The sequence below is a fragment of the Pseudomonas wadenswilerensis genome (assembly GCF_024749185.1).
Classification (GTDB): domain Bacteria; phylum Pseudomonadota; class Gammaproteobacteria; order Pseudomonadales; family Pseudomonadaceae; genus Aquipseudomonas; species Aquipseudomonas wadenswilerensis.
Map to the genome: position 1 here is coordinate 24,367 of NZ_CP087191.1, position 23,723 is coordinate 48,089.

Below are 23,723 nucleotides of genomic sequence, written 5' to 3' on the forward strand. Positions count from 1 at the left end.
TTTAGAAGAAGCTCAACCCTACATGGAACAGCTTCTCGACGTCACGGATGTACTTTTTATCCACAACGAAGAGGATCACGTGGTCGCCGGCTTCGATCACCGTGTCGTCATGGGCGATCAGCACTTCTTCGTCGCGAATGATCGCGCCGATGGTGGTGCCCGGTGGCAGGGCGATGTCTTCGATGGCCTTGCCGATCACCTTGCTCGACTTCGAGTCGCCGTGGGCAATCGCCTCGATGGCCTCGGCCGCACCGCGGCGCAGCGAGTGCACGCTGACGATATCGCCGCGGCGCACGTGGGCCAGCAGGGTGCCGATGGTGGCCAGCTGCGGGCTGATGGCGATGTCGATTTCGCCACCCTGGACCAGGTCGACATAGGCCGGGTTGTTGATGATGGTCATTACCTTGCGCGCGCCCAGGCGCTTGGCCAGCAGCGAGGACATGATGTTGGCCTCGTCATCGTTGGTCAGGGCCAGGAAGATGTCGGCTTCGGCGATGTTCTCTTCGAGCATCAGGTCGCGGTCCGAGGCGCTGCCTTGCAGTACCACGGTGCTTTCCAGGGTGTCGGACAGGTGCCGGCAGCGTGCCGGGTTCATCTCGATGATTTTCACCTGGTAACGGCTCTCGATGGCCTCGGCCAGGCGCTCGCCGATCTGCCCGCCGCCGGCGATGACCACGCGCTTGTTGGTCTCGTCGATGCGCCGCAGCTCGCCCATCACCGCACGGATGTGCGCCTTGGCGGCGATGAAGAACACTTCGTCGTCGGCCTCGATGACCGTGTCGCCTTGGGGCAGGATCGGCCGGTCACGGCGGAAGATCGCTGCCACGCGGGTGTCGACATTGGGCATGTGCGCACGGATCTGGCGCAGTTGCTGGCCCACCAGCGGTCCGCCGTAGTAGGCCTTGACCGCCACCAGTTGGGCCTTGCCTTCGGCGAAGTCGATCACCTGCAAGGCGCCGGGATGTTCGATCAGACGCTTGATGTAGTGGGTTACCACCTGCTCGGGGCTGATCAGCACGTCGACCGGGATGGCGTCGTTGTCGAACAGGCCGGCGCGGGTCAAGTAGGCCGATTCGCGCACCCGGGCGATCTTGGTCGGGGTGTGGAACAGGGTATGGGCGACCTGGCAGGCCACCATGTTGGTCTCGTCGCTATTGGTTACCGCCACCAGCATGTCGGCATCGTCGGCGCCGGCCTGGCGCAGCACGGTCGGAAAGGAGGCGCGGCCCTGCACGGTACGGATGTCCAGGCGGTCGCCGAGGTCGCGCAGGCGGTCGCCATCGGTGTCGACCACGGTGATGTCGTTGGCTTCGCTGGCCAGGTGTTCAGCCAGCGTACCGCCGACCTGCCCTGCGCCGAGGATGATGATCTTCATCCGCTGTTCCCTTCTCTTGTTATCCGCGCACGGCGGCGATTTTGATCAGCTTGGCATAGTAGAAGCCGTCGTGTCCGCCTTCCTGGGCCAGCAACTGGCGGCCATGGGGCTGGCGGATACCGGCCTGGGTCGCCAGGTCCAGCTCGCGGGCACCGGGGGTGCGGGCGAGGAAGGCCTCGATCACTTCGGTGTTTTCCGTCGGCAAGGTCGAGCAGGTGGCGTAGAGCAGGATGCCGCCGACCTCGAGGGTTGGCCACAGGGCGTCGAGCAGCTCGCCTTGCAGGCTGGCCAGGGCGGCGATGTCGTCGGCCTGGCGGGTCAGCTTGATGTCCGGATGGCGGCGGATCACCCCGGTGGCTGAACACGGCGCATCGAGCAGGATGCGCTGGAAGCCTTTGCCATCCCACCAGCTGGCGGTGTCGCGGGCGTCGCAGGCGATCAACTGGGCGTCGAGGCCCAGGCGATCGAGGTTCTCGCGCACGCGGGTCAGGCGCTTGGCCTCAAGGTCGATAGCGACCACGGCGTCCAGCCCCGCTTCAGCTTCCAGCAGGTGGCAGGTCTTGCCACCCGGGGCGCAGCAGGCGTCGAGCACGCGCTGGCCGGGGGCCAGGTCGAGCAGGTCGGCGGCCAGTTGTGCGGCTTCGTCCTGGACGCTGATCCAACCCTGGTCGAAACCGGGCAGGCCGCGTACATCGCAGGCTTCGGCGAGCAGGATGCCGTCGCCGCTGAACTGGCAGGGCGCGGCTTCAAGGCCGGCTTCACGCAGCAGTTCGAGGTAGGCATCGCGGCTGTGATGGCGGCGGTTGACCCGCAAAATCATCGGCGGGTGGGCGTTGTTGGCAGCGCAGATGGCTTCCCATTGCTCGGGCCAGAAGGCCTTGAGCGACTTTTGCAGCCAGCGCGGGTGCGCAGTGCGCACCACCGGGTCGCGTTCCAGCTCGGCGAAAATCTCGCTGCTTTCCCGTTGCGCACGGCGCAGCACGGCGTTGAGCAAGCCCTTGGCCCAGGGCTTTTTCAGCTTGTCGGCGCAGCCTACGGTTTCGCCGATGGCGGCATGAGCGGGGATGCGCGTGTAGAGCAGCTGATACAGGCCGACCAGCAGCAGCGCCTCGACATCAGCGTCGGCGGCCTTGAACGGCTTCTGCAGCAGGCGCTCGGCCAGGGCCGACAGCCGTGGCTGCCAGCGCGCGGTGCCGAAGGCCAGGTCCTGGGTCAGGCCACGGTCACGTACTTCGACTTTGTCCAGCTGACTTGGCAGCGAGCTGTTCAGCGATGCCTTGCCACTGAGTACTGCCGCCAGGGCGCGGGCGGCTGCCAGACGTGGATTCATTGGCCAAGTACCGTGCCGGTGGCGAATTTCTCGCGGCGACTGTTGAACAGGTCACTGAAGTTCAGCGCCTTGCCGCCAGGCAGTTGCAGGCGGGTCAGGCACAGCGCCTGCTCACCGCAGGCGACGATCAGGCCGTCCTTGCTGGCAGAGAGGATTTCCCCTGGGTTGCCCGAGCCTGTGGATAAGCTGGCGGTGAGCACCTTCACGGCTTCGCCGTTGAGGGTGCTGTGGCAGATCGGCCATGGGTTGAAGGCGCGAATCAGGCGCTCCAGCTCAACCGCCGGACGGCTCCAGTCCAGGCGCGCTTCGTCCTTGTTCAGCTTGTGTGCATAAGTGGCCAGGCTGTCGTCCTGGACTTCACCCTGCAAGGTGCCAGCGGCGAGGCCCGCAACGGCCTCGAGCACGGCTGGCGGGCCCATTTCGGCGAGGCGGTCGTGCAGGGTGCCACCGGTGTCGCTGGCACTGATCGGGGTGCTGACCTTGAGCAGCATCGGCCCGGTGTCCAGGCCCGCTTCCATGCGCATCACGGTGACGCCGCTTTCGCTGTCACCGGCTTCGACCGCACGCTGGATCGGCGCGGCGCCACGCCAGCGCGGCAGCAGCGAAGCATGGCTGTTGATGCAGCCCAGGCGCGGAATATCCAGCACCGCCTGGGGCAGGATCAGGCCATAGGCGACCACCACCATCAGGTCCGGCTGCAGGGCTGCCAGTTCCGCTTGTGCCTCGGCGTTGCGCAGGGTCGGTGGTTGCAGGACCTGGATGCCGTTATCCACAGCCAGCTGCTTGACCGCGCTTGGCATCAGTTTTTGCCCACGACCGGCCGGACGGTCCGGCTGGGTGTAGACCGCCACCACGTCATAGGGGCTGTCGATCAGGGCCTTGAGGTGTTCGGCGGCAAACTCTGGGGTGCCTGCGAAGACAATGCGCATGGAGTTCTCGCTTAAAAAGAAAAAGGCTTGCCGGAGCAAGCCTTTGGGAAGAGGAGATCAAGCTTGCTGGCGATGCTGTTTTTCCAGCTTCTTCTTGATCCGGTCGCGTTTGAGCGTCGACAGGTAGTCAACGAACAGCTTGCCGTTGAGGTGGTCGCATTCGTGCTGGATGCACACCGCCAACAGGCCTTCGGCGATCAGCTCGTACGGCTTGCCGTCGCGGTCCAGCGCCTTGACCTTGACCCGTATCGGGCGATCGACGTTCTCGTAGAAGCCGGGCACCGACAGGCAGCCTTCCTGATACTGATCCATTTCGTCGGTCAGCATCTCGAGTTCGGGGTTGATGAACACCCGTGGCTCGCTGCGGTCTTCGCTCAGGTCCATGACCACGATGCGCTGGTGCACGTTGATCTGGGTGGCGGCGAGGCCGATGCCAGGGGCTTCGTACATGGTTTCAAACATGTCATCGATCAACTGGCGAACGCCGTCGTCGACTTCGGCCACCGGTTTGGCGATGGTACGAAGGCGCGGGTCCGGGAATTCGAGGATGTTCAGAATGGCCATAAGCGTATGAGCTGCACTGTGCGATGAATTACAAACATGAGTACACATAATAAAGGGATTCGGCGCATTCGGCACCTGGCAAAGGTCAGCTAAGGTTTCAGGGTGCTTTTTCACCCGTGTCTGCAAGCCTGAAGGACTGCCCTCGAGGGAAATCCTTCAACCGGTTGTCAAAGTATTATCAACAGAGTTATCCACAGCTTCTTCACGGCTGGCCCAGGCTGCCCGATCAAGGATGATCGTCATGTCGCAACCCTTATCGCCGGCGTGTTCACCCGCCGAACTCGAAGCGCGCTTGCGTCTTCATTTGCTGCCGTCCCTGGGGCCGCGGCGTTTTCATACCCTTATCCAGGCCTTTGGCAACGCCTCTGCGGCACTCAGTGCGCCGGCCGCTGCCTGGCGCGTGCTGGGCGTGCCAACGGAGAGCAGCGATGCCCGGCGCAGCCTTGAAGTGCGTGACGGCGCGGCAGCGGCAATGCGCTGGCTAGAGGCCCGCGACCAGCATTTGCTGATGTGGGATGACCCCTGCTACCCAGGCTTGCTGGCCGAACTGGGGGACGCCCCGCCGCTGCTTTTTATCGCCGGCAACCCGGCCATTCTGGAAAAACCGCAGTTGGCGATCGTTGGCAGTCGAAGGGCGGCGAGGCCTGCGCTCGATACAGCAGCGGCCTTCTCTCGAAGTCTTGCCCGGGGTGGTTTTGTCATTACCAGCGGCCTGGCCCTGGGGGTCGATGGCGCTGCGCATCAGGCTGCCCTGGACGCCGGCGGGCAGACCATCGGTGTGCTGGGTACCGGGCTGCAAAAATTTTATCCACAGCGCCACAGAGCGCTGGCGGCGGCGATGATCGAGCGAGGTAGCGCGGTGGTCTCCGAGTTTCCGCTGGATGCCGGGCCTGTGGCCGGTAATTTTCCCCGGCGAAACCGGATCATCAGCGGCCTGTCGCTGGGTGTGCTGGTGGTCGAGGCGAGTCTTGCCAGTGGTTCGCTGATTACCGCGCGACTGGCGGCTGAGCAAGGCCGCGAGGTGTATGCCATTCCAGGCTCGATTCACCACCCCGGCTCCAAGGGCTGTCACCAGTTGATTCGTGATGGCGCCTTGCTGGTGGAAACCGTCGACCAGATCGTCGAAACCCTGCAGGGCTGGCAGCGCTTGCCGCCCTTGCAATCGCCTGTAACCGCCAGCCATGCCCTGGTCGACTTGCTGCTGGCCGCGCCGCAAACCACCGAGGGCCTGGCCAGTAGCAGTGGCTGGCCGTTACCCAGGGTGCTGGCCGCGCTGACCGAGCTGGAATTGGCCGGAAGGGTCTGTAATGAAGCTGGGCGTTGGTTTGCCCGGCCCGGCTAAGTACACTGCTCATCTGCCTTTATGCGGAGTGAAAGCAATGGTGAGCAGTTGGCGTGTGCAACAAGCCGCGCGTGAAATTCGGGCAGGTGCGGTGATTGCCTATCCGACCGAAGCGGTCTGGGGCCTGGGTTGTGACCCTTGGAACGAAGAAGCGGTGGATCGCCTGCTGGCGATCAAGTCGCGTTCGGTCGACAAGGGGCTGATCCTGATCGCCGATAATATCCACCAGTTCGACTTCCTTTTCGAGGATTTCCCCGAAACCTGGCTGGACCGCATGTCTGCGACCTGGCCGGGGCCGAACACCTGGCTGGTGCCGCATCAGAACCTGCTGCCGGAGTGGATTACCGGGGTGCATGACACGGTGGCGTTGCGCGTTAGCGATCACCCGGTCGTGCGGGATTTGTGTGCACTGGTCGGGCCGCTGATTTCCACTTCGGCCAACCCGCAAGGTCGCCCGGCTGCCAAGACCCGTTTGCGCGTCGAGCAGTATTTCCGCGGGCAGCTGGACATGGTGCTCGGTGGCGCCCTGGGTGGGCGGCGTAACCCGAGTGTGATTCGTGACCTGGCGACCGGTGAGATTGTGCGGGCCGGCTGAGGGCCTCATCGCTGGCAAGCCAGCTCCAGTAGGAGCGGGCTTGCCCCGCGATCAATTCACCCCCGCTTCAAGGCAGCAACACCGTCGACCCCACCGTCCTGCGCGCCGACAGCTCGCTCTGTGCCCTGGCCGCCTCGCTCAGTGGATAACGTTGCTGGATATCCACAGCCAGCTTGCCGCTGGCAATCATCGCAAACAGATCGTCAGCCATCGCCTGGGTGTTCTCGGCGTTATTGGCATAGCTGGCCAGGGTTGGCCGGGTGACATACAGCGAGCCCTTTTGCGCCAGGATCCCTAGGTTGACCCCGCTCACCGCGCCAGAGGCATTGCCGAAGCTGACCATCAGCCCACGCGGCGCCAGGCAGTCCAATGAAGTCAGCCAAGTGTCCTGGCCGACGCCGTCGTACACCACCGGGCATTTCTTTCCGTCAGTCAGTTCCAGTACCCGCTGGGCCACGTCTTCGCGGCTGTAATCGATGGTCGCCCAGGCGCCCAGGGCTTTGGCTCGCTCGGCCTTCTCGGCGGAGCTGACAGTACCGATCAACCTGGCCCCCAGGGCTTTGGCCCATTGGCAGGCCAGCGAGCCGACGCCACCTGCTGCGGCGTGGAACAAGATGGTTTCGCCCGGTTGCACCGCGTAGGTCTGCTTGAGCAGGTATTGCACGGTCAGGCCCTTGAGCATCACCGCCGCCGCTTGCTCGAAGCTGATGCTGTCGGGGAGTTTGACCAGGTTGGCCTCAGGCAGCACATGCACTTCGCTATAGGCGCCCAGCGGGCCGCCGGCATAGGCGACGCGGTCGCCGACCTTGAGCCGGGTGACTTGCTCGCCCACCGCCTCGACCACTCCGGCGCCTTCAGTGCCCAGGCCCGATGGCAGTGACGGCGGCGCATAGAGACCGCTGCGAAAGTAGGTATCGATGAAGTTCAGGCCGATCGCCTGGTTACGCACGCGGACCTGCTGCGGGCCGGGCGCCGCCGGCTCGAAGTCGACCAGGGTCAGGACTTCGGGGCCGCCGTGCTGGCTGAACTGGATACGCTTGGCCATCTGCACTCTCCTGAAGGTACCGGAAAACCCCTATCGGACGCCTTTGCTTGATCGCCGTCAACTGCGGCCCGCCTGCCGCCGGTGGTATGCTACGCGCCGAATTTGCCTTAGCCCGCTTCCAGGTGACCTGATGACTAGCCGCACCGAGGCCGTGAAAGCCTACCTGCTCGACCTGCAAGACCGTATCTGCACCGCCCTCGAAAACGAAGACGGCGGCGCCCGCTTTGTCGAGGACGCCTGGACGCGCGAGGCCGGCGGTGGCGGGCGAACCCGGGTGATCGGCGACGGCAAGGTCATCGAAAAAGGCGGGGTGAACTTCTCCCACGTGTTCGGCAACGGTTTGCCACCCTCGGCCAGTGCCCACCGGCCGGAGCTGGCTGGGCGCGGTTTCGAAGCCCTGGGCGTGTCGCTGGTGATCCATCCGCACAACCCGCATGTGCCGACTTCCCACGCCAACGTGCGGTTTTTCATCGCTGAGAAAGAAGGTGAAGAAGCCGTCTGGTGGTTTGGCGGCGGCTTCGACCTGACCCCTTACTACGGCAACGAAGAAGACTGTGTGCATTGGCACCAGGTTGCCGAGCGCGCCTGCGCGCCTTTTGGCGCCGACGTCTATCCGCGCTACAAAGCCTGGTGCGACCGCTACTTCCACCTCAAGCACCGCGGCGAGCCACGGGGCATTGGCGGCCTGTTCTTCGATGACCTCAACGAATGGGACTTCGACACCTGCTTCGCCTTCATCCGCGCCATCGGCGACGCCTATGTCGAGGCTTACCTGCCGATCGTCCAGCGCCGCAAGGATCAGCCCTATACCGCCGAGCAGCGTGAGTTCCAGGAATACCGTCGCGGCCGCTATGTCGAGTTCAACCTGGTCTACGACCGTGGCACCCTGTTCGGCCTGCAATCGGGCGGACGTACCGAATCGATCCTCATGTCGCTGCCACCGCAAGTGCGTTGGGGGTACGATTGGAAGGCCGCGCCAGGCAGCGAAGAAGCACGTCTGACCGAGTATTTCCTGCAGGACCGTGATTGGCTTGGCGAGGCCAGGACCAGCCACTGAACCGCTGTGGATAACTTTCCGGCCCTGCCCGACCTTGACCCAGGAACCGCGTGAATGGACCAGTACGTTGTATTCGGCAACCCGATCGGCCACAGCAAGTCGCCGCTGATCCACCGCCTGTTCGCCGACCAGACCGGCCAGCAGCTGGAGTACAGCACGCTGCTGGCGCCACTGGATGATTTCAGCATGTGTGCCCAAGGCTTTTTCAAGCAGGGCCTGGGCGCCAACGTCACCGTGCCGTTCAAGGAAGAAGCCTATCGCCTGGTCGATAGCCTGACGCCACGGGCCAAGCGTGCGGGGGCGGTCAACACCCTGAGCAAGCTCGCCGACGGCAGCCTGCAGGGCGACAACACCGATGGTGCCGGCCTGGTGCGCGACCTGACCGTCAATGCCGGCGTGCAACTGACCGGCAAGCGCATCCTGCTGCTCGGCGCCGGCGGTGCCGTGCGTGGGGTGCTGGAGCCATTGCTGGCGCACAATCCGGCTTCGCTGGTGATCGCCAACCGCACGGTGGAAAAAGCCGAACAACTGGCCCGTGAGTTCGCCGACCTGGGGCCGGTGGCTGCCAGCGGTTTCGACTGGCTTGAAGAGCCGGTCGACCTGATCATCAACGCCACTTCGGCGAGCCTTGCCGGCGAGTTGCCGCCGATCTCCGCCAGCCTGATCGAGCCGGGTAAAACCGTGTGCTACGACATGATGTATGGCAAGGAGCCGACGCCTTTCTGCCGCTGGGCCAGCGAGCACCAGGCCGCCAAGGTCCTGGACGGCCTGGGCATGCTTGCCGAACAGGCCGCCGAGGCGTTCTTCATCTGGCGTGGCGTGCGCCCCGACACTGCCCCGGTGCTGGATGAACTGCGCCGCCAGCTGGCGCGCGGCTAATCTTTGAAGCGGATCGGGCAGTTCGCTGCCCCTTCGAGCTTGTGCAATTCCTCGATCACTTGCGGGCGCGCCCGTTGTAGCGTCAGGCTGCCGCCCGCACGGCCCAGCCGCCGGGCTTCGCGGTGGAGCATGTCGACCCCGGAATAGTCGATGAAGTTGATCTGCCGCGCATCGATCACCACCTGCGGGCCCTGGCAGCGTTGCAGGCGTACCTGCAGGTAATGGCTGGCGCCGAAGAAGATCGAGCCACCCACCCGCAGCACATCGGCATCGCCTTCACGAGACTGCTGCACCCGTGGCCGCGAAGTACGCTTGAGGTAGAAAAACAGCGACGCCAGTACCCCGGCGTAGATTGCTGTTTGCAGCTCCAGCAGCAAGGTGGCGGCAGCAGTCAGGGCCATGACCAGAAATTCCGAGCGGCTGACCCGAAATAGTGCGCGGATCACCCGACGATCCACCAGTCCCCAGCAGATCAGCAGGATGCTGCCGGCCATGGCCGGGATCGGGATATGCGCGATCAGTCCCGCCCCTGCTACCGCAAATAAAGTTACCCACAGGGCGGAAAACACTCCGGCCAAGGGCGAACGGGCGCCAGCGTCATAGCTGAGCCCGGAGCGGGTGAAGGAACCGGACGACAGGTAGCCGGAGAAGAACCCCCCGACCATGTTCGACAAGCCCTGGGCGCGGATCTCCTGATTGGCATCGATGAGCTGTTCGGAGCGTGAAGACAGCGAGCGGGCAATCGACAGGCTGGTAACCAGACCGAGCATGCCTACCGCGACGGCGCTGGGTAGCAGACGCAGGATCAGTTCCAGGTCCAGCAGTGGCAACGGGCTCAGCGGTGGCAACTGGCCGATGAAGCCGGGGACCAATTGCACGTGGCCAAAAACGCCTGGCAGCGACCAGACCAGCAAGCTGGCAACCGCCAAGGTTATCAACAGGCCGGGCCAGCGCGGGCGCATTACCTTTACCGCAACGCCCAGCAGTACGGTACCCAGGCCCAGCAACAGTGAAGGCCAATCCACCTCCCCGGCGTGATCCAGCAAGTTTTGCAGGGTTTTCAATGCCGTGGCCTGGCTGGGCAGGTTCATCCCCAGCAAGTTGGGCAGTTGCCCAAGCGCGATCACCACCGCAGCACCCAGGGTGAAGCCCAGCACCACCGATTGCGAGACAAAATTGACCAGCGCACCAAAGCGCAGCAGCCCCAGCAACCACTGAAACACCCCGGCGAGGAAGGTCAGCAGCAGGATCAGGGTGATGTAGTCACTGCTGCCAGCGACCGCCAGCGGGCTGACGCTGGCATAGAGGACGATTGAGATCGCTGCCGTCGGCCCGCAGATCAGGTGCCAGGACGAACCCCACAGGCAGGCGATCATGACCGGCACAATCGCCGCGTACAGCCCGTACTCGGCAGGCAGCCCGGCGATCAGGGCGTAGGCGATTGATTGCGGCAGCGCCAGGATCGCCCCGCTCAGGCCGACCAGTAGATCGCGGCGCACACTGGCCCGGGTCTGGCGCGGCAGCCAAGTGAGAAACGGCAGCAGTTGGTGGCGGTCGGGCCAGGCCATGAAGGGTCTCTATCGCAGGTGGAAGCTGTTCAGGGTGCGATGTCGGGCGCTTGGGTGCAAGCCGGGTCAGAAGACAAAGTTCACGTGTTCGCCGTGGTGCAGCTTCAGCTCCAGGGCATCAACCATGGCGGCTGCTACCCGGGCCAGGCGTTGCAGCGGCTCGGCCAGGCCCGGCTCAAGGGTGCCGTGGGTCTGGTGAAAATGCTCGATACCCAGGCCAGCAACCTGTTGTGGAGTATTGACCAAGGTCCAGTGCAGCGGGCTGCGCTGCAACAGGTCGACGATCTGGTCGGCGCAGGCCCGTTGCTGCTCGCTGTGCCCTTCGCTGTGATCCAGCACGTCGAAATCGCCCACCAGCAGCAGCCGGCGTATAGTTGTGCGGGCCATGCCGGCGATCAGCGCTTGGCTCATGCGCAGCTGCGCGGCAAAGTCGTCAGGCGCCAGTGCCGCCAGCAGGCAGATCACCGCCGAACCGCCGGCTACGCTTTGTTCAGCCTGATCGGGGTTGTCCAGGCCGCCGGTCTTGAAGTGCAAGCCGGGGCGTGGCGCCAGGCTGTTGAGGTCATCGACCACGGCGATCACCTCGTGCTGGCGCTTGAGCAATTCGGCCATCAGGGCGCTGCCCAGGCTGCTCAGTCCTCCGAGCAGGGCCAGTTTGAACACTGGGGTTTCGGCATTTTTCACCAGATCACTCCATTGGCAGCGGGTGATCATTTGACCCGCGCAGCGCGCTGCGGGTTCGTTATGATTCAGGAGTTTTCGTGCAGAGGATCAAGGGTTATCACGCCCATATCTACTATGACGCCAGCACCATGGAACAGGCCCGGCAACTGTGTGAAGAAGCCGCTCGGCTGTTTCCGGTGAGCATGGGCCGCATGCATCAGAAGCCGGTCGGACCGCACCCGGACTGGAGCTGCCAGCTGGCCTTCGGGCCTGAGGTGGTGGGCGTGGTGTTGCCCTGGCTGGCGTTGTATCGCCATGGGCTGGTGGTGTTTCTGCATCCGCTGACCGGGGATGAGCTGGCCGATCATCGCGATCATGCGATCTGGATGGGAGCGGTGCGGCCTTTGAATCTTTCGATCTTTCAACAGCCTTGAAATTTCGAGCTTTACCATCGCTGGCAAGCCAGCTCCCACAGGTACCGGAGTGATCCGAAGATCGCCGCTGTCCTGTGGGAGCCGGCTTGCCGGCGATTGAGGCGCTGCCTCAAGCCTTGCGCGCACCCCGCACACCCTGGGCCAACGCCGAGCACAGCTCGAGCACATCACCCACGGCCTGTTCGGCATTCTTGGCATTGGCAATCTTGTCCACCAGCGCCGAGCCTACCACTACACCATCTGACAGTTTGGCAATGGCAGCTGCCTGCTCTGGCGTGCGGATACCGAAGCCGACGCTGATCGGCAGGTCGGTGTGCCGGCGCAGGCGCTCGATGGCGCTGCTGACGTGTTCGGTGGTCGCTGAACCGGCACCGGTCACGCCGGCAACCGACACGTAGTAGACGAAGCCCGAGCTGCGCTCAAGCACGCGCGGCAGGCGCACGTCGTCGGTGGTCGGGGTGGTCAGGCGGATGAAGTCGATACCTGCGGCCTGGGCCGGGGTAGCCAGCTCGGCATCATGCTCTGGCGGCAGGTCGACGATGATCAGGCCATCCACGCCCACTGCCTTGGCCTGGGCCACGAAGGCCTCGACACCAAAGCGGTGGATCGGGTTGTAGTAGCCCATCAGCACGATCGGCGTGGTCTGGTTGCCGACGCGGAACTCGCTGACCATCTGCAGGGTTTTCGCCAGGGTCTGGCCGGCTTCCAGGGCGCGCAGGGTGGCGAGCTGAATTGCCACGCCGTCGGCCATCGGGTCGGTGAACGGCATGCCCAGCTCGATCACGTCGGCGCCAGCAGCCGGCAGGCCTTTGAGGATCTCCAGCGAGGCATCGTAGCCAGGGTCGCCGGCGGTGATGAAGGTGACCAGTGCGGAGCGGCCTTCGGCCTTCAGTTCGGCGAAGCGTTGTTCAAGACGGCTCATGCCTGTTTCTCCTGGGCGGCCATATGGCTCATCACGGTTTGCATGTCTTTGTCGCCGCGCCCGGACAGGCACACCACCATCAGGTGATCCTTGGGCAGGGTTGGCGCGCGTTTGATCGCTTCGGCCAGGGCATGGGAGGTTTCCAGGGCCGGAATAATGCCTTCCAGGCGGCAGGTGGTGTGGAACGCGGCCAGGGCTTCGTCGTCGGTGATGCTGACGTACTCGACGCGTTTCACTTCGTGCAACCAGGCGTGTTCAGGGCCGATGCCGGGGTAGTCGAGGCCGGCGGAAATCGAGTGGGCGTCGGTGATCTGGCCGTCGGCATCCTGCAGCAGGTAGGTGCGGTTGCCATGCAGTACGCCCGGCACGCCACCGTTGAGGCTGGCGGCATGCTTGTCAGTGTCCACGCCATGGCCACCGGCTTCGACGCCGATGATCTGCACGCTGGCGTCATCGAGGAAATCGTGGAACAGGCCCATGGCATTGGAGCCGCCGCCGACGCAGGCGATCAGGCTGTCGGGCAGGCGCCCTTCCTTGGCTTGCAGCTGTTCGCGGGTTTCTTTGCCGATGATCGACTGGAAGTCGCGGACCATTGCCGGGTACGGGTGCGGACCGGCCACGGTGCCGATCAGGTAGAAGGTGTCGTCGACGTTGGTGACCCAGTCACGCAAAGCCTCGTTCATCGCATCCTTGAGGGTGCCGGTACCGGCGGTGACCGGGACGATTTCGGCGCCCAGCAGCTTCATGCGGAACACGTTGGCTTGCTGGCGCTCGATGTCGGTGGCGCCCATGTAGATCACGCAAGGCAGGCCGAAGCGTGCGGCGACGGTGGCAGTGGCCACACCGTGCATGCCGGCGCCGGTTTCGGCGATCAGGCGTTTTTTGCCCATGCGCTTGGCCAGCAGTACCTGGCCAATGCAGTTGTTCACCTTGTGCGCGCCGGTGTGGTTGAGCTCTTCACGCTTGAAGAAGATCTTCGCGCCGCCGCAATGTTCGGTCAGGCGTTCGGCGAAATACAGCGGGTTGGGCCGGCCGATGTAGTCGCGCTGAAAGTACGCCAGTTGCTCGAGGAACTCCGGGTCGGCCTTGGCCGCCTCGTATTCGCGGGCCAGGTCGAGCACCAGCGGCATCAGGGTTTCTGCCACGTAGCGGCCGCCGAATGCGCCAAACAGGCCGTTGGCATCGGGGCCGGCGCGGAAGTTGGTCTGGGTCATGGGTCGCTCCAGGGCGGTAGTGAAGTCGGGAATGGCTTTACTCTAACCACGACACGCGCAACTGAAAACCGATAAGATTGCGACAACATGTCAGGAAAACTCACACGTCATGCGCCAGGACCTGCCTCCCCTCAATGCCCTTCGGGCCTTTGAAGCCACTGCCCGGCTCAACAGCGTCAGCCAGGCGGCCGAGCAACTGCACGTTACCCACGGTGCGGTAAGCCGGCAATTGAAGGTGCTTGAAGAACACCTTGGGGTGGCGTTGTTCGTCAAGGAAGGGCGCGGCCTTAAACTCACAGATGCGGGTGTGCGTTTACGCGATGCCAGCAGCGACGCGTTCGAGCGTCTGCGCGGGGTGTGCGCCGAACTGAGCCAGAGCAGCGCCGATGCGCCGTTCGTCCTCGGCTGTTCCGGTAGCTTGCTGGCACGCTGGTTCATCCCGCGGCTGGGCCGGCTGAAGGCGGACCTGCCGCAACTGCGCCTGCACCTGTCGGCCGGTGAAGGTGATCTCGACCCGCGCCGCCCGGGGCTGGACGCCCTGCTGGTGTTTGCCGAGCCACCGTGGCCGGCGGACATGCAGGTTCATGTGCTGGCCCAGGAGCGCATTGGCCCGGTGCTCAGCCCGCACTTCCCCGGCTTCAACCGCTTGCAGCAGGCGCCGGCTGAGGCGCTGCTGGCTGAAACACTGTTGCAGACCACCTCTCGCCCGCAAGCCTGGCCAAGCTGGGCCGCGCAGCAGGGTATAGACCCGCAGGCGCTGCGCTACGGGCAGGATTTCGAGCATCTGTATTACTTGCTGGAGGCGGCAGTGGCGGGGCTGGGTGTGGCGATTGCACCGCAACCGCTGGTAGCCGACGATCTGCGGGCCGGCCGTCTGGCTGCACCCTGGGGATTTTGTGAAACACAGGCCGCGCTGGCCCTGTGGGTGCCGCGACGCGCCGCAGACGGGCGCGCCGAGCAGTTAGCCGGCTGGTTGCGCGCCGAGCTGGCGCGCCAGGCCGCTTAGTTACCGCGTTTGCACAGCAGGTACGCGGCCAACAGGCCGAGGGCGCCAACGGCGACACCGGCAGTGGTCCAAGGGTGCTCCTGGGCATAGTCGCGGGTGGCGAGGCCAGTCTGGCGGGTCTTGGTTTTGACGTCTTCGTAGGCATCGCTGAGCAGGTTGCGCGAATGGCGCAGGGCATTCTCGGCGTTGCCCTTGAGCGTCTTCAAGGTTTTGCGCGACTCATCCGAGGCATCGTCCTTGAGGCTTTCCAGGGACTTGAGCAGGCTTTCGATTTCCGCTTCCATGCTTTGCAGCGAAGCTTTGCGCAGCGAGGTGTTGGCCATGGTGACTCTCCTTCGAGGTTGAGTTGAGCTGTGTAGTTTCCGACTACAGGGTGTTGGGAAAGTGCAGTCGAACTTTTAGCGGTATTTACCCCTCGCAGGTAAATCAGCCCGGCGCTGCTAGGCTCTATCTCACATTAAAAAAGGAGGTTGCCATGTCAGATCACCACACCTACAAGAAAATCGAGCTTGTCGGCTCGTCGCCTACTTCCATTGAAGAGGCGATCAACAACGCCCTGGCCGAGGCAGGCAAAAGCATCAAGCATCTTGAATGGTTCGAGGTGGTCGACACCCGTGGCCATATCAAGGACAACAAGGCCGCGCATTTTCAGGTCACGCTCAAGGTGGGCTTTCGCATCGTCAATAGCTGAAGCGGCGACACTGGCTTGTGCGGGTCAATTGCGTTACACAGTCTGAGGCGCCCGGCCCTCCTGGCGCCCTTCTCTACTTTGATCTGAACAAGGAAAGCGATCGATGAAGAAGTTAGTAGTAGCGATAGGTTTGATGACGTTGGCGGGTACCGCGTTGGCGGCCGGCAAGCCATGTGAAGAGCTCAAGAGCGAAATAGCAGCCAAGCTCGATGCCAAAGGCGTCAGCGGCTATTCGCTGGAGATCGTCGATAAAGGCGCTGCCGCTGGTGGCAAGGTCGTGGGTAGCTGCGAAGGCGGTACCAAGGAAATCGTCTACAAGCGCGGCTGATCGATATTGAATCCATCGCGGGGCAATCCCGCTCCTACCTGATTGTAGGAGCGGGATTGCCCCGCGATAGGGCCCTCAGCCGCCCAGCACCGTCTGCGCCAGCAGCTCATAAGACCGAATCCGGTCCGCATGCTCATACAGATCGCAGGTAAAGATCAGCTCATCAGCCTCGGTTTGCTCCAGCAGCACCTCAAGCTTGGCGCGGATTTTCTCTGGGCTACCCACCATCGCCAGGCCAAGGAAACTGCCCACCGCTTCACGCTCATGAGGCAGCCACAGGCCGTCCATGGTCTCTACCGGCGGACGTTGCACCAGGCTTTGGCCGCGCATCAGGGCGAGGATGCGCTGATACACCGAGGTGGCCAGGTAATCAGCCTGTTCATCAGTCTCGGCCGCCACCAGGGGTACGCCGAGCATCACGTAGGGCTTGTCGAGCACGGCCGAAGGCTGGAAGTGGTTGCGGTACACGCGAATCGCTTCGTGCATGTAGCGCGGGGCGAAATGCGAAGCGAAGGCGTAGGGTAAACCGCGCATTCCGGCCAGTTGCGCACTGAACAGGCTCGAACCCAGTAACCAGATTGGTACTTCAGTACCGTATCCCGGCACGGCAATGACTTTCTGATCCGGTGTGCGCGGGCCCAGGTAACGCATTAGTTCTTCGACATCATCGGGGAAGTCGTCCGCACTGCCAGAGCGTTCGCGGCGCAGGGCGCGGGCGGTCATCTGGTCGGAGCCGGGTGCGCGCCCCAGGCCCAGGTCGATACGCCCGGGGTAAAGACTGGCCAGGGTCCCGAACTGTTCGGCGATCACCAGCGGCGCATGGTTGGGCAGCATTACCCCGCCGGCGCCAACGCGAATGGTCGACGTACCACCGGCCAGGTAACTGAGCAGTACCGAGGTTGCAGAACTTGCGATGCCATCCATGTTGTGGTGCTCGGCCACCCAGAAGCGGTTGTAGCCAAACTTTTCGACATGTTGCGCCAGGTCCAGCGAATTGCGCAGGGACTGCGCCGGGCCGCTGTCGGCACGCACTGGTACCAGGTCGAGGGTGGAGATCTTGATATCCGCAAGTCGCTTCATGGGCGTTTGAGCCTCCTGGGCAGTCGATTGGCCGAAATAACCCAACGGCCTTTCTAGCTCTGTATGGGCACATCTGCAGGAATCAATGCCAGGGTTTGTAATCCGTCTGAACTTGCCTGAGTCAAGGATCTCTGAATTTAAGGCAAGGCGCGATATCACGCGTCCCACGGAGCTCAGGAGGCATTATGAAAAAAACAGCATCGGCTATCTGGCAAGGTGGCTTGAAGGACGGCAAGGGCCTGCTTTCTACGGAAAGTGGCGCCCTCAAGCAGAACCCCTATGGCTTCAACACCCGCTTCGAGGGCCAGCCGGGCACCAACCCGGAAGAATTGATCGGTGCGGCGCATGCCGGCTGTTTCTCCATGGCCCTGTCGATGATGCTCGGTGAGGCCGGATTGACCGCAGAACGCATCGATACCATTGCTGAAGTGACCCTCGACAAACTGCCAGATGGCTTTGCCATTACCGCCGTGAACCTGATCCTAAAGGCCAAGGTGCCCGGGGCCAGCGAAGCGCAGTTTCTTGAGATCGCCAACAAGGCCAAGGCCGGTTGCCCGGTATCGAAAGTGCTCAACGCGAAAATCAGCCTGGATGCGACGCTGCTGAGTTAAGGCAGAACCGGGACGCGCTTCTTGTGGTCAAATGAGGGTCGGTAGAACGTCTGCCGCCACAAGGAGCTGTCCCATGATCCGTGTTGCAATCGCTGTGCTGGCTTCGCTGCTGGCAACGTCTGCGTTGGCCGCGACCAAGAACTGTGAAGAGCTCAAGGCCGAGATTGAGGCCAAGATCCAGGCCAACAACGTGAGTTCCTACACCCTGGAAATTGTCAGCAATGACGAAGTCAAAGACCAGAACATGGTGGTTGGCAGCTGTGAAAACGGCACCAAGAAGATCATCTATCAAAAGAATGATCGCTAGGTATCAGGGTGTGCAGAAGATGTCGTTCGATTCCTCGGCCACGACCTTGCGCTGAGCGTCATAGAGGTAGGCGCTGGGCTGCATGGCCGGTGCCCGGGCTTCCAGGCGGTAGCGCTGACCGGCCTCGAAATGGGCGAATTTGACCGTCAGGTAACAGGTACGCTCGGTCGGGTCGGTGCTGAAACCACCGGAGTAGATTTCGTAATCGAACCTCACCACCAACTCGTGTGCGCCGGGCGTGACCTGGAAGAACCGGCCATCGGTCAGGCGCTGGCCATCAAGCCGTTCGGCCATCACCAGTTTGCCCGGTGTGATGGTGTAAAGGTCGACCCAGGCCTGCTTGTTATCCACAGGTGGCAGGGGGCTGGCGCAAGCTCCCAGGGTACTGATTGCGAGCAGCATCATAGGCTGGCGCATGGCGAACTCCGACGTGCGGGTTACAAAGCATAAGCATAGCGCCATTCACGCCTTTAGGTACGCTGGCACCCCGCCGGCTGGCCTTTGCCGACCACTTTGCGCTGTTCGTCATAGAGCTTGGCCCAGGGGCGGAATCCGATGCTGCCGGCCTCAAGCTGATAACGCTGGCCGGCACTGAAATCCTTGAACTTCACATTCAGCTGGCAATCGCGCCACAGCGGCTCGTCGACCGGGCCGATATTGCTTGGGGTAACCGGGAAGAGATAGCGCACGGTCAGCTCATGGCTGCCTGGCGGTACCTCGAAATAGCGTTTGTCGGCCCAGGCACGTTCGTCAATTTCCATGGCATGCAGGGTGTCATCCTGGCCCGGTGCGAGGTCGATCCAGGCCTGGTTGGGGTCGGGATCGGGCAGGCCGGCGCAGCCGGACAGAAGCAGAAGACCGCTGATGACAAGCAGTGTACGCATGGCAAAACTCCAGCCGGGCAGGATAGTCTTGAAGCTGACGAGTACTTGAGCGGATGACGGGATACGAATGCTTCGACTATTTTTTTTGTTGCGCTCAAGTCATGTGTCACTCGACCACATTTTTCGCTACTTGGTTCCCTTCCTGGCCATTGGACTGCTGAACGGTTGCACCAGTGTCAGTTACTACGGGCAACTGGCCAGTGGTCAGTGGCAGTTGTTGCAGGCACGCCAGCCGGTCGCCGAATTGGTAGCCGACCCGGCCACCGACAGCGCATTGCGCCAGCATTTGTTGCATGCCGAGCAGGCCCGGGCCTTCGCCAGTGCGCGTTTGAAGCTGCCGGACAACCGCAGTTACCGGGTGTATGCCGACATCGGCAGGCCCTATGTGGTCTGGAATGTGTTCGCCACACCGGAGTTTTCACTTGAGCCGCAAACCCATTGCTTCCCCATCGCCGGCTGCGTTGCCTACCGCGGTTATTACAGCCAGGGTGCGGCGCGAGGAGCGGCGGCGCTGCAGAAACAGCAAGGGCTGGATGTGTATGTGGGTGGCGTTGAAGCTTATTCGACCCTGGGTTGGTTCGACGACCCGATCCTCAGTTCGATGCTTGGTTGGGGCGATGAACGCCTGGCCACGGTGATCTTCCATGAGTTGGCCCACCAACGGGTCTATGTACAGGACGACTCTGCGTTCAACGAGTCCTTCGCCACGTTTGTCGAGCAGGAAGGTACCCGTCAATGGCGAGCGGCGCGGAGTCTGCCAGCGCTGGCCGAGGCTGGCAGCCAGCAGCGCGAGCAGTTCGTCGGCTTGGTGCTGGCCAGCCGCGAACGGCTCAAAGCCTTGTACGCGGCGCCGCTGACCGAGCCCGCCAAGCGCGCTGGCAAGCAGGCCGAGTTCGAACGCTTGCGCCGTGAGTACCGGGCCTTGCGCGATAGCCAATGGGGCGGTGTCGGGCGCTATGACGCCTGGATCAATGCGCCGATGAACAATGCCAAGTTGCTGCCCTTTGGCCTGTATGACCAGTGGGTGCCGGCGTTTGCGCAGCTGTTTGCCGAGGTGGGGGGCGATTGGCAGGTGTTTTATCAGCGAGTAGAAGCTTTCGGGCGGCTGCCCCTTGAACAGCGTCAGCAGGCGCTGAAAAGCATCGCGGGGCAAGCCCGCTCCTACAGTGGGAGCGGGCTTGCCCCGCGATAGGGGCCTCAGCCGCGCTGAAAAGCCTGATGCAGTTCCGCCAACGTAGCAAAGTGATAAGCCGGCTGCTCCGCTGTCAGCTCTTCATGGCTACCAAAGCCATAACCCACCGCTACCGCTTCCAGGCCGTTGCTGCGCGCGCCGATCAGGTCGTGCTTGCGGTCGCCGATCATCAGGGTGTGCGCAGGGTCCAGGGCTTCTTCGGCCAGCAGGTGGCGGATCAGCTCGACCTTGTTGGTGCGGGTGCCGTCCAGCTCGCTGCCGTAGATCACCTTGAAGTGCCGGGCAAAATCGAAGTGCCGGGCGATCTCGCGGGCAAATTCCCAGGGTTTGGAGGTGGCGATGTACAGGGTGCGGCCCTGCCCTTGCAGGGTTTCGAGCATTTCACTGACGCCGTCGAACACCTGGTTCTCGTACAGGCCGGTGACCTTGAAGCGCTCGCGATAGAAGTTCACCGCGTCCCAGGCCTTGGCCTCATCGAAGTCATAGAACTGCATGAACGCCTGCAGCAACGGCGGGCCGATGAAGTGTTCCAGGCGCGTCAGGTCCGGCTCATCGATGCCGAGCTTGGCCAGTGCGTACTGGATCGAGCGGGTGATGCCCAATCGCGGATCGGTCAGAGTACCGTCGAGGTCGAAGAGGATGTTTTGCTGGTGCATGGCAGTCTCGAATAGGCTGTGGGCAGGTTCACTCGGGCAGGTGGTAGCCTTCGGCCAGGTGCTGATCCTTGAGTTTGACGTAGTTGCCGGCGCTGTAGGGGAAGAACGCGCGCTCCTTCTCGGTCAGGGCGCGAGCTTGTTTGACCGGGCTGCCGACATAGAGAAAACCGCCTTCCAGGCGCTTGCCCGGAGGCACCAGGCTGCCAGCACCGATGATCACTTCGTCTTCGACGATTGCACCATCCATGATGGTGCTGCCCATGCCGACCAGGATGCGGTTGCCCAGGGTGCAGCCATGGAGCATGACTTTGTGACCAATGGTTACTTCATCGCCGATCAGCAGCGGGAAACCATCCGGGTTGAACGGCCCGGCATGGGTGATGTGCAGCACGCTGCCGTCCTGGACACTGGTGCGCGCGCCGATGCGGATGCGGTGCATATCGCCGCGGATCACCGTCAATGGCCACACCGAGCTGTCGGCGCCGATCTCGACATCGCCCAGCACCACGGCACTGCGGTCGACAAAGGCACGCTCGCCAAGCCTGGGAGTGTGATGCTGGAAGCTACGGATGGCCATGATAGGAATTCTCTTTGGTATGGATAGGGCTGCGGTCGGCGTCGATTGTAATTAAGATGGGGAAGTGTTTCTTCTGCCAAGGTGTTTAACCGTGAGTGCGAACAACCCGCTTCTGCAGTCTTATGACTTGCCGCCCTTCTCGGCGATCCGTGCCGAGCATGTGCAGCCGGCGATTGAACAGATCCTGGCCGACAACCGTAAAGCCATTGCCGACATCCTCCAGGCCCAGGGCAAGCACCCAAGCTGGGCCGGCCTGATCCTGGCCATGGACGAACTCAACGACCGCCTGGGCGCCGCCTGGAGTCCGGTCAGCCACCTCAATGCCGTGTGCAACAGCGCCGAACTGCGTGAAGCCTACGAGGCCTGCCTGCCGGCGTTGAGCGCCTACGCCACCGAAATGGGCCAGAACCGCGAGCTGTTCCAGGCCTATGAAGCGTTGATCGCCAGCCCCGAAGCCGCCGGCTTCGATGTGGCGCAAAAGACAATTCTCGAACACGCCCTGCGTGACTTCCGCCTGTCGGGTATCGACCTGCCGGCCGATAAGCAACAACGTTATGCCGAAGTTCAGAGCAAGCTCAGCGAACTGGGCAGCCGCTTCTCCAACCAGCTGCTGGACGCCACCCAGGCCTGGACCAAGCACGTCACCGACGAAGCGGCACTGGCCGGCCTGACTGACTCGGCCAAGGCACAGATGGCTGCCGCCGCCCAGGCCAAGGGCCTCGATGGCTGGCTGATCAGCCTGGAATTCCCCAGCTACTACGCGGTGATGACCTACGCTGAAGATCGCGCCCTGCGCGAGGAAATCTACGCCGCCTACTGCACCCGCGCCTCCGATCAGGGCCCTAACGCCGGCCAGTTCGACAACGGTCCGGTGATGGGCGAGATCCTCGATCTGCGTCAGGAACTGGCTCAACTATTGGGCTACCAGAACTTCGCCGAGCTGAGCCTGGCGACCAAGATGGCCGAGTCCAGCGATCAGGTGCTGAGCTTCCTGCGTGACCTGGCCAAGCGCAGCAAGCCGTTTGCCACCCAGGATCTGGCCCAGCTCAAGGCCTATGCCGCCGAGCAGGGGTGCCCGGACCTGCAAAGCTGGGACAGCGGTTTCTATGGGGAAAAACTCCGTGAACAGCGCTACAGCGTTTCCCAGGAAACCCTGCGCGCCTACTTCCCGATCGACAAGGTGCTGACCGGCCTGTTCACCATCGTCCAGCGCCTGTACGGCATCGAGATTGCCGAGCTCAAGGGCTTCGATAGCTGGCATCCGGACGTGCGCCTGTTCGAAATCAAGGAGCACGGCCAGCACGTCGGGCGCTTCTTCTTCGACCTCTACGCCCGTGCCAACAAGCGCGGCGGTGCCTGGATGGACGGCGCCCGCGACCGTCGCCTGACCGCTGACGGCCAGTTGCAGAGCCCGGTGGCCAACCTTGTGTGCAACTTCACCCCGGCCGCCCCTGGCAAGCCGGCGCTGCTGACCCATGATGAAGTCACCACCCTGTTCCACGAATTCGGCCATGGCCTGCATCACCTGCTGACCCGTATCGAGCATGCCGGTGTTTCCGGTATCAACGGTGTGGCCTGGGATGCGGTCGAGCTGCCGAGCCAGTTCATGGAAAACTGGTGTTGGGAGCCTGAAGGCCTGGCGCTGATTTCCGGTCACTACGAAACTGGCGCAGCCCTGCCCCAGGATTTGCTGGAGAAGATGCTGGCGGCAAAGAACTTCCAGTCCGGGCTGATGATGGTCCGCCAGCTGGAATTCTCGCTGTTCGACTTCGAACTGCACGCCAGCCACGGCGACGGCCGCGGTGTACTGCAAGTGCTCGAAGGCATCCGCGACGAGGTCTCGGTCATGCGCCCACCTGCGTACAACCGCTTCCCCAACAGCTTTGCGCATATCTTCGCCGGTGGTTATGCAGCCGGTTACTACAGCTACAAGTGGGCTGAAGTGCTGTCGGCCGACGCCTTCTCGCGCTTCGAAGAAGAAGGCGTGCTCAATGCCGACACCGGTCGCGCGTTCCGCGAAGCGATCCTGGCCCGTGGCGGTTCCCAGGAGCCGATGCTGCTGTTCGTCGACTTCCGTGGCCGCGAGCCGTCAATCGATGCACTCTTGCGCCATAGCGGCTTGAGTGAGGAAGTGGCGGCATGAGTGATGGGCCTGTGATAACGAAAAAGCGCTTTATCGCCGGGGCGGTCTGCCCGGCGTGCAGCGAGCCGGACAAACTGATGATGTGGAGCGAAGACAGCGTTCCGCACCGTGAGTGCGTGGCCTGCGGGTTTTCCGACACCCTTAACGAGCAAGGGTTGTCGGTGCCCAAGGAACTGGGGACCCGGGTCAACAAGGTCGAGGTGAAACCGGCTGCGGCTACGGTGCAGACGGTACAGTTCTTCCCTAATCCGAAGTTGAAGAAGTCAACCGAGTAAACGCGCCAGCGCCAGCGTTTTCGGCTGGCGCCCAGCGGTACTGGAATCGAACGCAA

General features: G+C 63.0%; 28 protein-coding genes. 13 read left to right on the top strand and 15 right to left on the bottom strand.

Annotated features, from left to right (window positions below):
- Position 1 precedes the first annotated feature (1 nt).
- The 4 genes from trkA to def are packed head-to-tail and all read right to left on the bottom strand — an operon-like array spanning position 2 to position 4,198.
- A complete protein-coding gene (gene trkA, locus LOY45_RS00105) occupies positions 2 to 1,375 on the bottom strand; it encodes a Trk system potassium transporter TrkA (protein ID WP_010222685.1) in 1,374 nt (457 codons plus the stop codon).
- Between the two features lie 19 nt (positions 1,376 to 1,394).
- Positions 1,395 to 2,705, bottom strand: coding sequence for a 16S rRNA (cytosine(967)-C(5))-methyltransferase RsmB (gene rsmB, locus LOY45_RS00110; RefSeq protein ID WP_115084521.1), 1,311 nt, complete (start codon positions 2,703 to 2,705; stop codon positions 1,395 to 1,397).
- On the bottom strand, positions 2,702 to 3,634 hold the full coding sequence (gene fmt / locus LOY45_RS00115) for a methionyl-tRNA formyltransferase (RefSeq protein WP_134065289.1): 933 nt from the start codon (positions 3,632 to 3,634) through the stop codon (positions 2,702 to 2,704). Before fmt ends, rsmB begins: the two co-directional genes overlap by 4 nt.
- A gap of 57 nt (positions 3,635 to 3,691) precedes the next feature.
- On the bottom strand, positions 3,692 to 4,198 hold the full coding sequence (gene def, locus LOY45_RS00120) for a peptide deformylase (protein WP_115084518.1): 507 nt from the start codon (positions 4,196 to 4,198) through the stop codon (positions 3,692 to 3,694).
- A 241-nt stretch (positions 4,199 to 4,439) separates the two neighbouring features.
- On the opposite strand from def, the gene dprA reads away from it, so the two are divergent.
- Entirely contained in the window at positions 4,440 to 5,540 is a 1,101-nt protein-coding gene (dprA, locus tag LOY45_RS00125; protein ID WP_115084516.1) for a DNA-processing protein DprA, read from the top strand.
- A gap of 37 nt (positions 5,541 to 5,577) precedes the next feature.
- Positions 5,578 to 6,135: an L-threonylcarbamoyladenylate synthase type 1 TsaC gene (gene tsaC, locus LOY45_RS00130; RefSeq protein ID WP_258578606.1), complete on the top strand. Its 558-nt coding sequence runs from the start codon at positions 5,578 to 5,580 to the stop codon at positions 6,133 to 6,135.
- A 67-nt stretch (positions 6,136 to 6,202) separates the two neighbouring features.
- Here tsaC and LOY45_RS00135 read toward each other — a convergent pair whose 3' ends face one another.
- Positions 6,203 to 7,180 (bottom strand): NADPH:quinone reductase, encoded by a 978-nt coding sequence (locus tag LOY45_RS00135; RefSeq protein ID WP_134065296.1) that lies wholly within the window; start codon positions 7,178 to 7,180, stop codon positions 6,203 to 6,205.
- A 130-nt stretch (positions 7,181 to 7,310) separates the two neighbouring features.
- Between LOY45_RS00135 and hemF the strand changes: the two genes are divergently transcribed.
- Both hemF and aroE read left to right on the top strand, forming a co-directional pair.
- Positions 7,311 to 8,237, top strand: coding sequence for an oxygen-dependent coproporphyrinogen oxidase (hemF, locus tag LOY45_RS00140; protein ID WP_258578607.1), 927 nt, complete (start codon positions 7,311 to 7,313; stop codon positions 8,235 to 8,237).
- 54 nt (positions 8,238 to 8,291) lie between these two features.
- Positions 8,292 to 9,116, top strand: coding sequence for a shikimate dehydrogenase (gene aroE / locus LOY45_RS00145; RefSeq protein WP_115084510.1), 825 nt, complete (start codon positions 8,292 to 8,294; stop codon positions 9,114 to 9,116).
- On the opposite strand, the gene LOY45_RS00150 is transcribed toward aroE, so the two are convergent.
- Together LOY45_RS00150 and LOY45_RS00155 are read right to left on the bottom strand one after the other, a co-directional pair.
- Complete coding sequence (locus LOY45_RS00150; RefSeq protein ID WP_115084508.1) at positions 9,113 to 10,684, bottom strand: SulP family inorganic anion transporter; 1,572 nt, start codon at positions 10,682 to 10,684, stop codon at positions 9,113 to 9,115. The two genes, aroE and LOY45_RS00150, sit on opposite strands and share 4 nt — an antisense overlap.
- Before the next feature lie 66 nt (positions 10,685 to 10,750).
- The gene (locus tag LOY45_RS00155; protein WP_115084995.1) at positions 10,751 to 11,368 is read right to left on the bottom strand and encodes an NAD(P)-dependent oxidoreductase; all 618 of its coding nucleotides are present in this window, start codon (positions 11,366 to 11,368) and stop codon (positions 10,751 to 10,753) included.
- A gap of 77 nt (positions 11,369 to 11,445) precedes the next feature.
- On the opposite strand from LOY45_RS00155, the gene LOY45_RS00160 reads away from it, so the two are divergent.
- Positions 11,446 to 11,781: a DOPA 4,5-dioxygenase family protein gene (locus LOY45_RS00160; RefSeq protein ID WP_115084506.1), complete on the top strand. Its 336-nt coding sequence runs from the start codon at positions 11,446 to 11,448 to the stop codon at positions 11,779 to 11,781.
- A gap of 109 nt (positions 11,782 to 11,890) precedes the next feature.
- On the opposite strand, the gene trpA is transcribed toward LOY45_RS00160, so the two are convergent.
- Positions 11,891 to 12,703, bottom strand: coding sequence for a tryptophan synthase subunit alpha (gene trpA, locus LOY45_RS00165; RefSeq protein WP_115084504.1), 813 nt, complete (start codon positions 12,701 to 12,703; stop codon positions 11,891 to 11,893).
- On the bottom strand, positions 12,700 to 13,917 hold the full coding sequence (trpB, locus tag LOY45_RS00170; RefSeq protein WP_038997863.1) for a tryptophan synthase subunit beta: 1,218 nt from the start codon (positions 13,915 to 13,917) through the stop codon (positions 12,700 to 12,702). The genes trpA and trpB overlap by 4 nt, the downstream gene beginning before the upstream one ends.
- A gap of 109 nt (positions 13,918 to 14,026) precedes the next feature.
- Between trpB and LOY45_RS00175 the strand changes: the two genes are divergently transcribed.
- Positions 14,027 to 14,923: a LysR family transcriptional regulator gene (locus LOY45_RS00175; protein WP_166675760.1), complete on the top strand. Its 897-nt coding sequence runs from the start codon at positions 14,027 to 14,029 to the stop codon at positions 14,921 to 14,923.
- Here LOY45_RS00175 and LOY45_RS00180 read toward each other — a convergent pair.
- Positions 14,920 to 15,246, bottom strand: a complete 327-nt coding sequence (locus LOY45_RS00180) for an ElaB/YgaM/YqjD family protein (protein ID WP_115084500.1) — start codon at positions 15,244 to 15,246, stop codon at positions 14,920 to 14,922. The two genes, LOY45_RS00175 and LOY45_RS00180, sit on opposite strands and share 4 nt — an antisense overlap.
- A gap of 152 nt (positions 15,247 to 15,398) precedes the next feature.
- Between LOY45_RS00180 and LOY45_RS00185 the strand changes: the two genes are divergently transcribed.
- Both LOY45_RS00185 and LOY45_RS00190 read left to right on the top strand, forming a co-directional pair.
- On the top strand, positions 15,399 to 15,614 hold the full coding sequence (locus LOY45_RS00185; RefSeq protein WP_010222667.1) for a dodecin: 216 nt from the start codon (positions 15,399 to 15,401) through the stop codon (positions 15,612 to 15,614).
- A gap of 103 nt (positions 15,615 to 15,717) precedes the next feature.
- A complete protein-coding gene (locus LOY45_RS00190; RefSeq protein WP_115084499.1) occupies positions 15,718 to 15,942 on the top strand; it encodes a DUF1161 domain-containing protein in 225 nt (74 codons plus the stop codon).
- A 75-nt stretch (positions 15,943 to 16,017) separates the two neighbouring features.
- On the opposite strand, the gene LOY45_RS00195 is transcribed toward LOY45_RS00190, so the two are convergent.
- Positions 16,018 to 17,022 (bottom strand): LLM class flavin-dependent oxidoreductase, encoded by a 1,005-nt coding sequence (locus LOY45_RS00195; protein ID WP_115084497.1) that lies wholly within the window; start codon positions 17,020 to 17,022, stop codon positions 16,018 to 16,020.
- A 185-nt stretch (positions 17,023 to 17,207) separates the two neighbouring features.
- Here LOY45_RS00195 and LOY45_RS00200 point away from each other — a divergent pair, with 185 nt between their 5' ends.
- Both LOY45_RS00200 and LOY45_RS00205 read left to right on the top strand, forming a co-directional pair.
- The gene (locus tag LOY45_RS00200) at positions 17,208 to 17,633 is read left to right on the top strand and encodes an OsmC family protein (protein WP_093377662.1); all 426 of its coding nucleotides are present in this window, start codon (positions 17,208 to 17,210) and stop codon (positions 17,631 to 17,633) included.
- A gap of 73 nt (positions 17,634 to 17,706) precedes the next feature.
- The gene (locus LOY45_RS00205) at positions 17,707 to 17,940 is read left to right on the top strand and encodes a DUF1161 domain-containing protein (RefSeq protein ID WP_038997857.1); all 234 of its coding nucleotides are present in this window, start codon (positions 17,707 to 17,709) and stop codon (positions 17,938 to 17,940) included.
- Between the two features lie 3 nt (positions 17,941 to 17,943).
- On the opposite strand, the gene LOY45_RS00210 is transcribed toward LOY45_RS00205, so the two are convergent.
- Positions 17,944 to 18,357: a PA0061/PA0062 family lipoprotein gene (locus LOY45_RS00210; RefSeq protein WP_115084495.1), complete on the bottom strand. Its 414-nt coding sequence runs from the start codon at positions 18,355 to 18,357 to the stop codon at positions 17,944 to 17,946.
- Between the two features lie 53 nt (positions 18,358 to 18,410).
- Positions 18,411 to 18,824 (bottom strand): PA0061/PA0062 family lipoprotein, encoded by a 414-nt coding sequence (locus tag LOY45_RS00215; RefSeq protein ID WP_115084493.1) that lies wholly within the window; start codon positions 18,822 to 18,824, stop codon positions 18,411 to 18,413.
- Positions 18,825 to 18,891: 67 nt separating this feature from the next.
- Here LOY45_RS00215 and LOY45_RS00220 point away from each other — a divergent pair, with 67 nt between their 5' ends.
- Entirely contained in the window at positions 18,892 to 20,016 is a 1,125-nt protein-coding gene (locus LOY45_RS00220; protein WP_258578608.1) for an aminopeptidase, read from the top strand.
- Between the two features lie 5 nt (positions 20,017 to 20,021).
- Here the strand turns inward: LOY45_RS00220 and LOY45_RS00225 are convergent, their stop codons facing one another.
- Together LOY45_RS00225 and LOY45_RS00230 are read right to left on the bottom strand one after the other, a co-directional pair.
- A complete protein-coding gene (locus LOY45_RS00225; RefSeq protein ID WP_115084490.1) occupies positions 20,022 to 20,672 on the bottom strand; it encodes an HAD family hydrolase in 651 nt (216 codons plus the stop codon).
- A 28-nt stretch (positions 20,673 to 20,700) separates the two neighbouring features.
- Positions 20,701 to 21,249 (bottom strand): gamma carbonic anhydrase family protein, encoded by a 549-nt coding sequence (locus tag LOY45_RS00230; RefSeq protein ID WP_115084488.1) that lies wholly within the window; start codon positions 21,247 to 21,249, stop codon positions 20,701 to 20,703.
- A 91-nt stretch (positions 21,250 to 21,340) separates the two neighbouring features.
- Here LOY45_RS00230 and prlC point away from each other — a divergent pair, with 91 nt between their 5' ends.
- Positions 21,341 to 23,392 (top strand): oligopeptidase A, encoded by a 2,052-nt coding sequence (prlC, locus tag LOY45_RS00235; protein ID WP_010222657.1) that lies wholly within the window; start codon positions 21,341 to 21,343, stop codon positions 23,390 to 23,392.
- A complete protein-coding gene (locus tag LOY45_RS00240) occupies positions 23,389 to 23,667 on the top strand; it encodes a YheV family putative zinc ribbon protein (protein ID WP_115084485.1) in 279 nt (92 codons plus the stop codon). The genes prlC and LOY45_RS00240 overlap by 4 nt, the downstream gene beginning before the upstream one ends.
- Positions 23,668 to 23,723 lie beyond the last annotated feature (56 nt).

What these genes read in the sequence shown, in the direction of transcription:
- trkA (WP_010222685.1), bottom strand. Translation starts at nt 1,375, where the DNA reads ATGAAGATCATCATCCTCGGCGCAGGGCAGGTCGGCGGTACGCTGGCT.
- rsmB (WP_115084521.1), bottom strand. Translation starts at nt 2,705, where the DNA reads ATGAATCCACGTCTGGCAGCCGCCCGCGCCCTGGCGGCAGTACTCAGT.
- fmt (WP_134065289.1), bottom strand. Translation starts at nt 3,634, where the DNA reads ATGCGCATTGTCTTCGCAGGCACCCCAGAGTTTGCCGCCGAACACCTC.
- def (WP_115084518.1), bottom strand. Translation starts at nt 4,198, where the DNA reads ATGGCCATTCTGAACATCCTCGAATTCCCGGACCCGCGCCTTCGTACC.
- dprA (WP_115084516.1), top strand. Translation starts at nt 4,440, where the DNA reads ATGTCGCAACCCTTATCGCCGGCGTGTTCACCCGCCGAACTCGAAGCG.
- tsaC (WP_258578606.1), top strand. Translation starts at nt 5,578, where the DNA reads ATGGTGAGCAGTTGGCGTGTGCAACAAGCCGCGCGTGAAATTCGGGCA.
- LOY45_RS00135 (WP_134065296.1), bottom strand. Translation starts at nt 7,180, where the DNA reads ATGGCCAAGCGTATCCAGTTCAGCCAGCACGGCGGCCCCGAAGTCCTG.
- hemF (WP_258578607.1), top strand. Translation starts at nt 7,311, where the DNA reads ATGACTAGCCGCACCGAGGCCGTGAAAGCCTACCTGCTCGACCTGCAA.
- aroE (WP_115084510.1), top strand. Translation starts at nt 8,292, where the DNA reads ATGGACCAGTACGTTGTATTCGGCAACCCGATCGGCCACAGCAAGTCG.
- LOY45_RS00150 (WP_115084508.1), bottom strand. Translation starts at nt 10,684, where the DNA reads ATGGCCTGGCCCGACCGCCACCAACTGCTGCCGTTTCTCACTTGGCTG.
- trpA (WP_115084504.1), bottom strand. Translation starts at nt 12,703, where the DNA reads ATGAGCCGTCTTGAACAACGCTTCGCCGAACTGAAGGCCGAAGGCCGC.
- trpB (WP_038997863.1), bottom strand. Translation starts at nt 13,917, where the DNA reads ATGACCCAGACCAACTTCCGCGCCGGCCCCGATGCCAACGGCCTGTTT.
- LOY45_RS00175 (WP_166675760.1), top strand. Translation starts at nt 14,027, where the DNA reads ATGCGCCAGGACCTGCCTCCCCTCAATGCCCTTCGGGCCTTTGAAGCC.
- LOY45_RS00180 (WP_115084500.1), bottom strand. Translation starts at nt 15,246, where the DNA reads ATGGCCAACACCTCGCTGCGCAAAGCTTCGCTGCAAAGCATGGAAGCG.
- LOY45_RS00185 (WP_010222667.1), top strand. Translation starts at nt 15,399, where the DNA reads ATGTCAGATCACCACACCTACAAGAAAATCGAGCTTGTCGGCTCGTCG.
- LOY45_RS00190 (WP_115084499.1), top strand. Translation starts at nt 15,718, where the DNA reads ATGAAGAAGTTAGTAGTAGCGATAGGTTTGATGACGTTGGCGGGTACC.
- LOY45_RS00195 (WP_115084497.1), bottom strand. Translation starts at nt 17,022, where the DNA reads ATGAAGCGACTTGCGGATATCAAGATCTCCACCCTCGACCTGGTACCA.
- LOY45_RS00200 (WP_093377662.1), top strand. Translation starts at nt 17,208, where the DNA reads ATGAAAAAAACAGCATCGGCTATCTGGCAAGGTGGCTTGAAGGACGGC.
- LOY45_RS00205 (WP_038997857.1), top strand. Translation starts at nt 17,707, where the DNA reads ATGATCCGTGTTGCAATCGCTGTGCTGGCTTCGCTGCTGGCAACGTCT.
- LOY45_RS00210 (WP_115084495.1), bottom strand. Translation starts at nt 18,357, where the DNA reads ATGCGCCAGCCTATGATGCTGCTCGCAATCAGTACCCTGGGAGCTTGC.
- LOY45_RS00215 (WP_115084493.1), bottom strand. Translation starts at nt 18,824, where the DNA reads ATGCGTACACTGCTTGTCATCAGCGGTCTTCTGCTTCTGTCCGGCTGC.
- LOY45_RS00220 (WP_258578608.1), top strand. Translation starts at nt 18,892, where the DNA reads ATGCTTCGACTATTTTTTTTGTTGCGCTCAAGTCATGTGTCACTCGAC.
- LOY45_RS00225 (WP_115084490.1), bottom strand. Translation starts at nt 20,672, where the DNA reads ATGCACCAGCAAAACATCCTCTTCGACCTCGACGGTACTCTGACCGAT.
- LOY45_RS00230 (WP_115084488.1), bottom strand. Translation starts at nt 21,249, where the DNA reads ATGGCCATCCGTAGCTTCCAGCATCACACTCCCAGGCTTGGCGAGCGT.
- LOY45_RS00240 (WP_115084485.1), top strand. Translation starts at nt 23,389, where the DNA reads ATGAGTGATGGGCCTGTGATAACGAAAAAGCGCTTTATCGCCGGGGCG.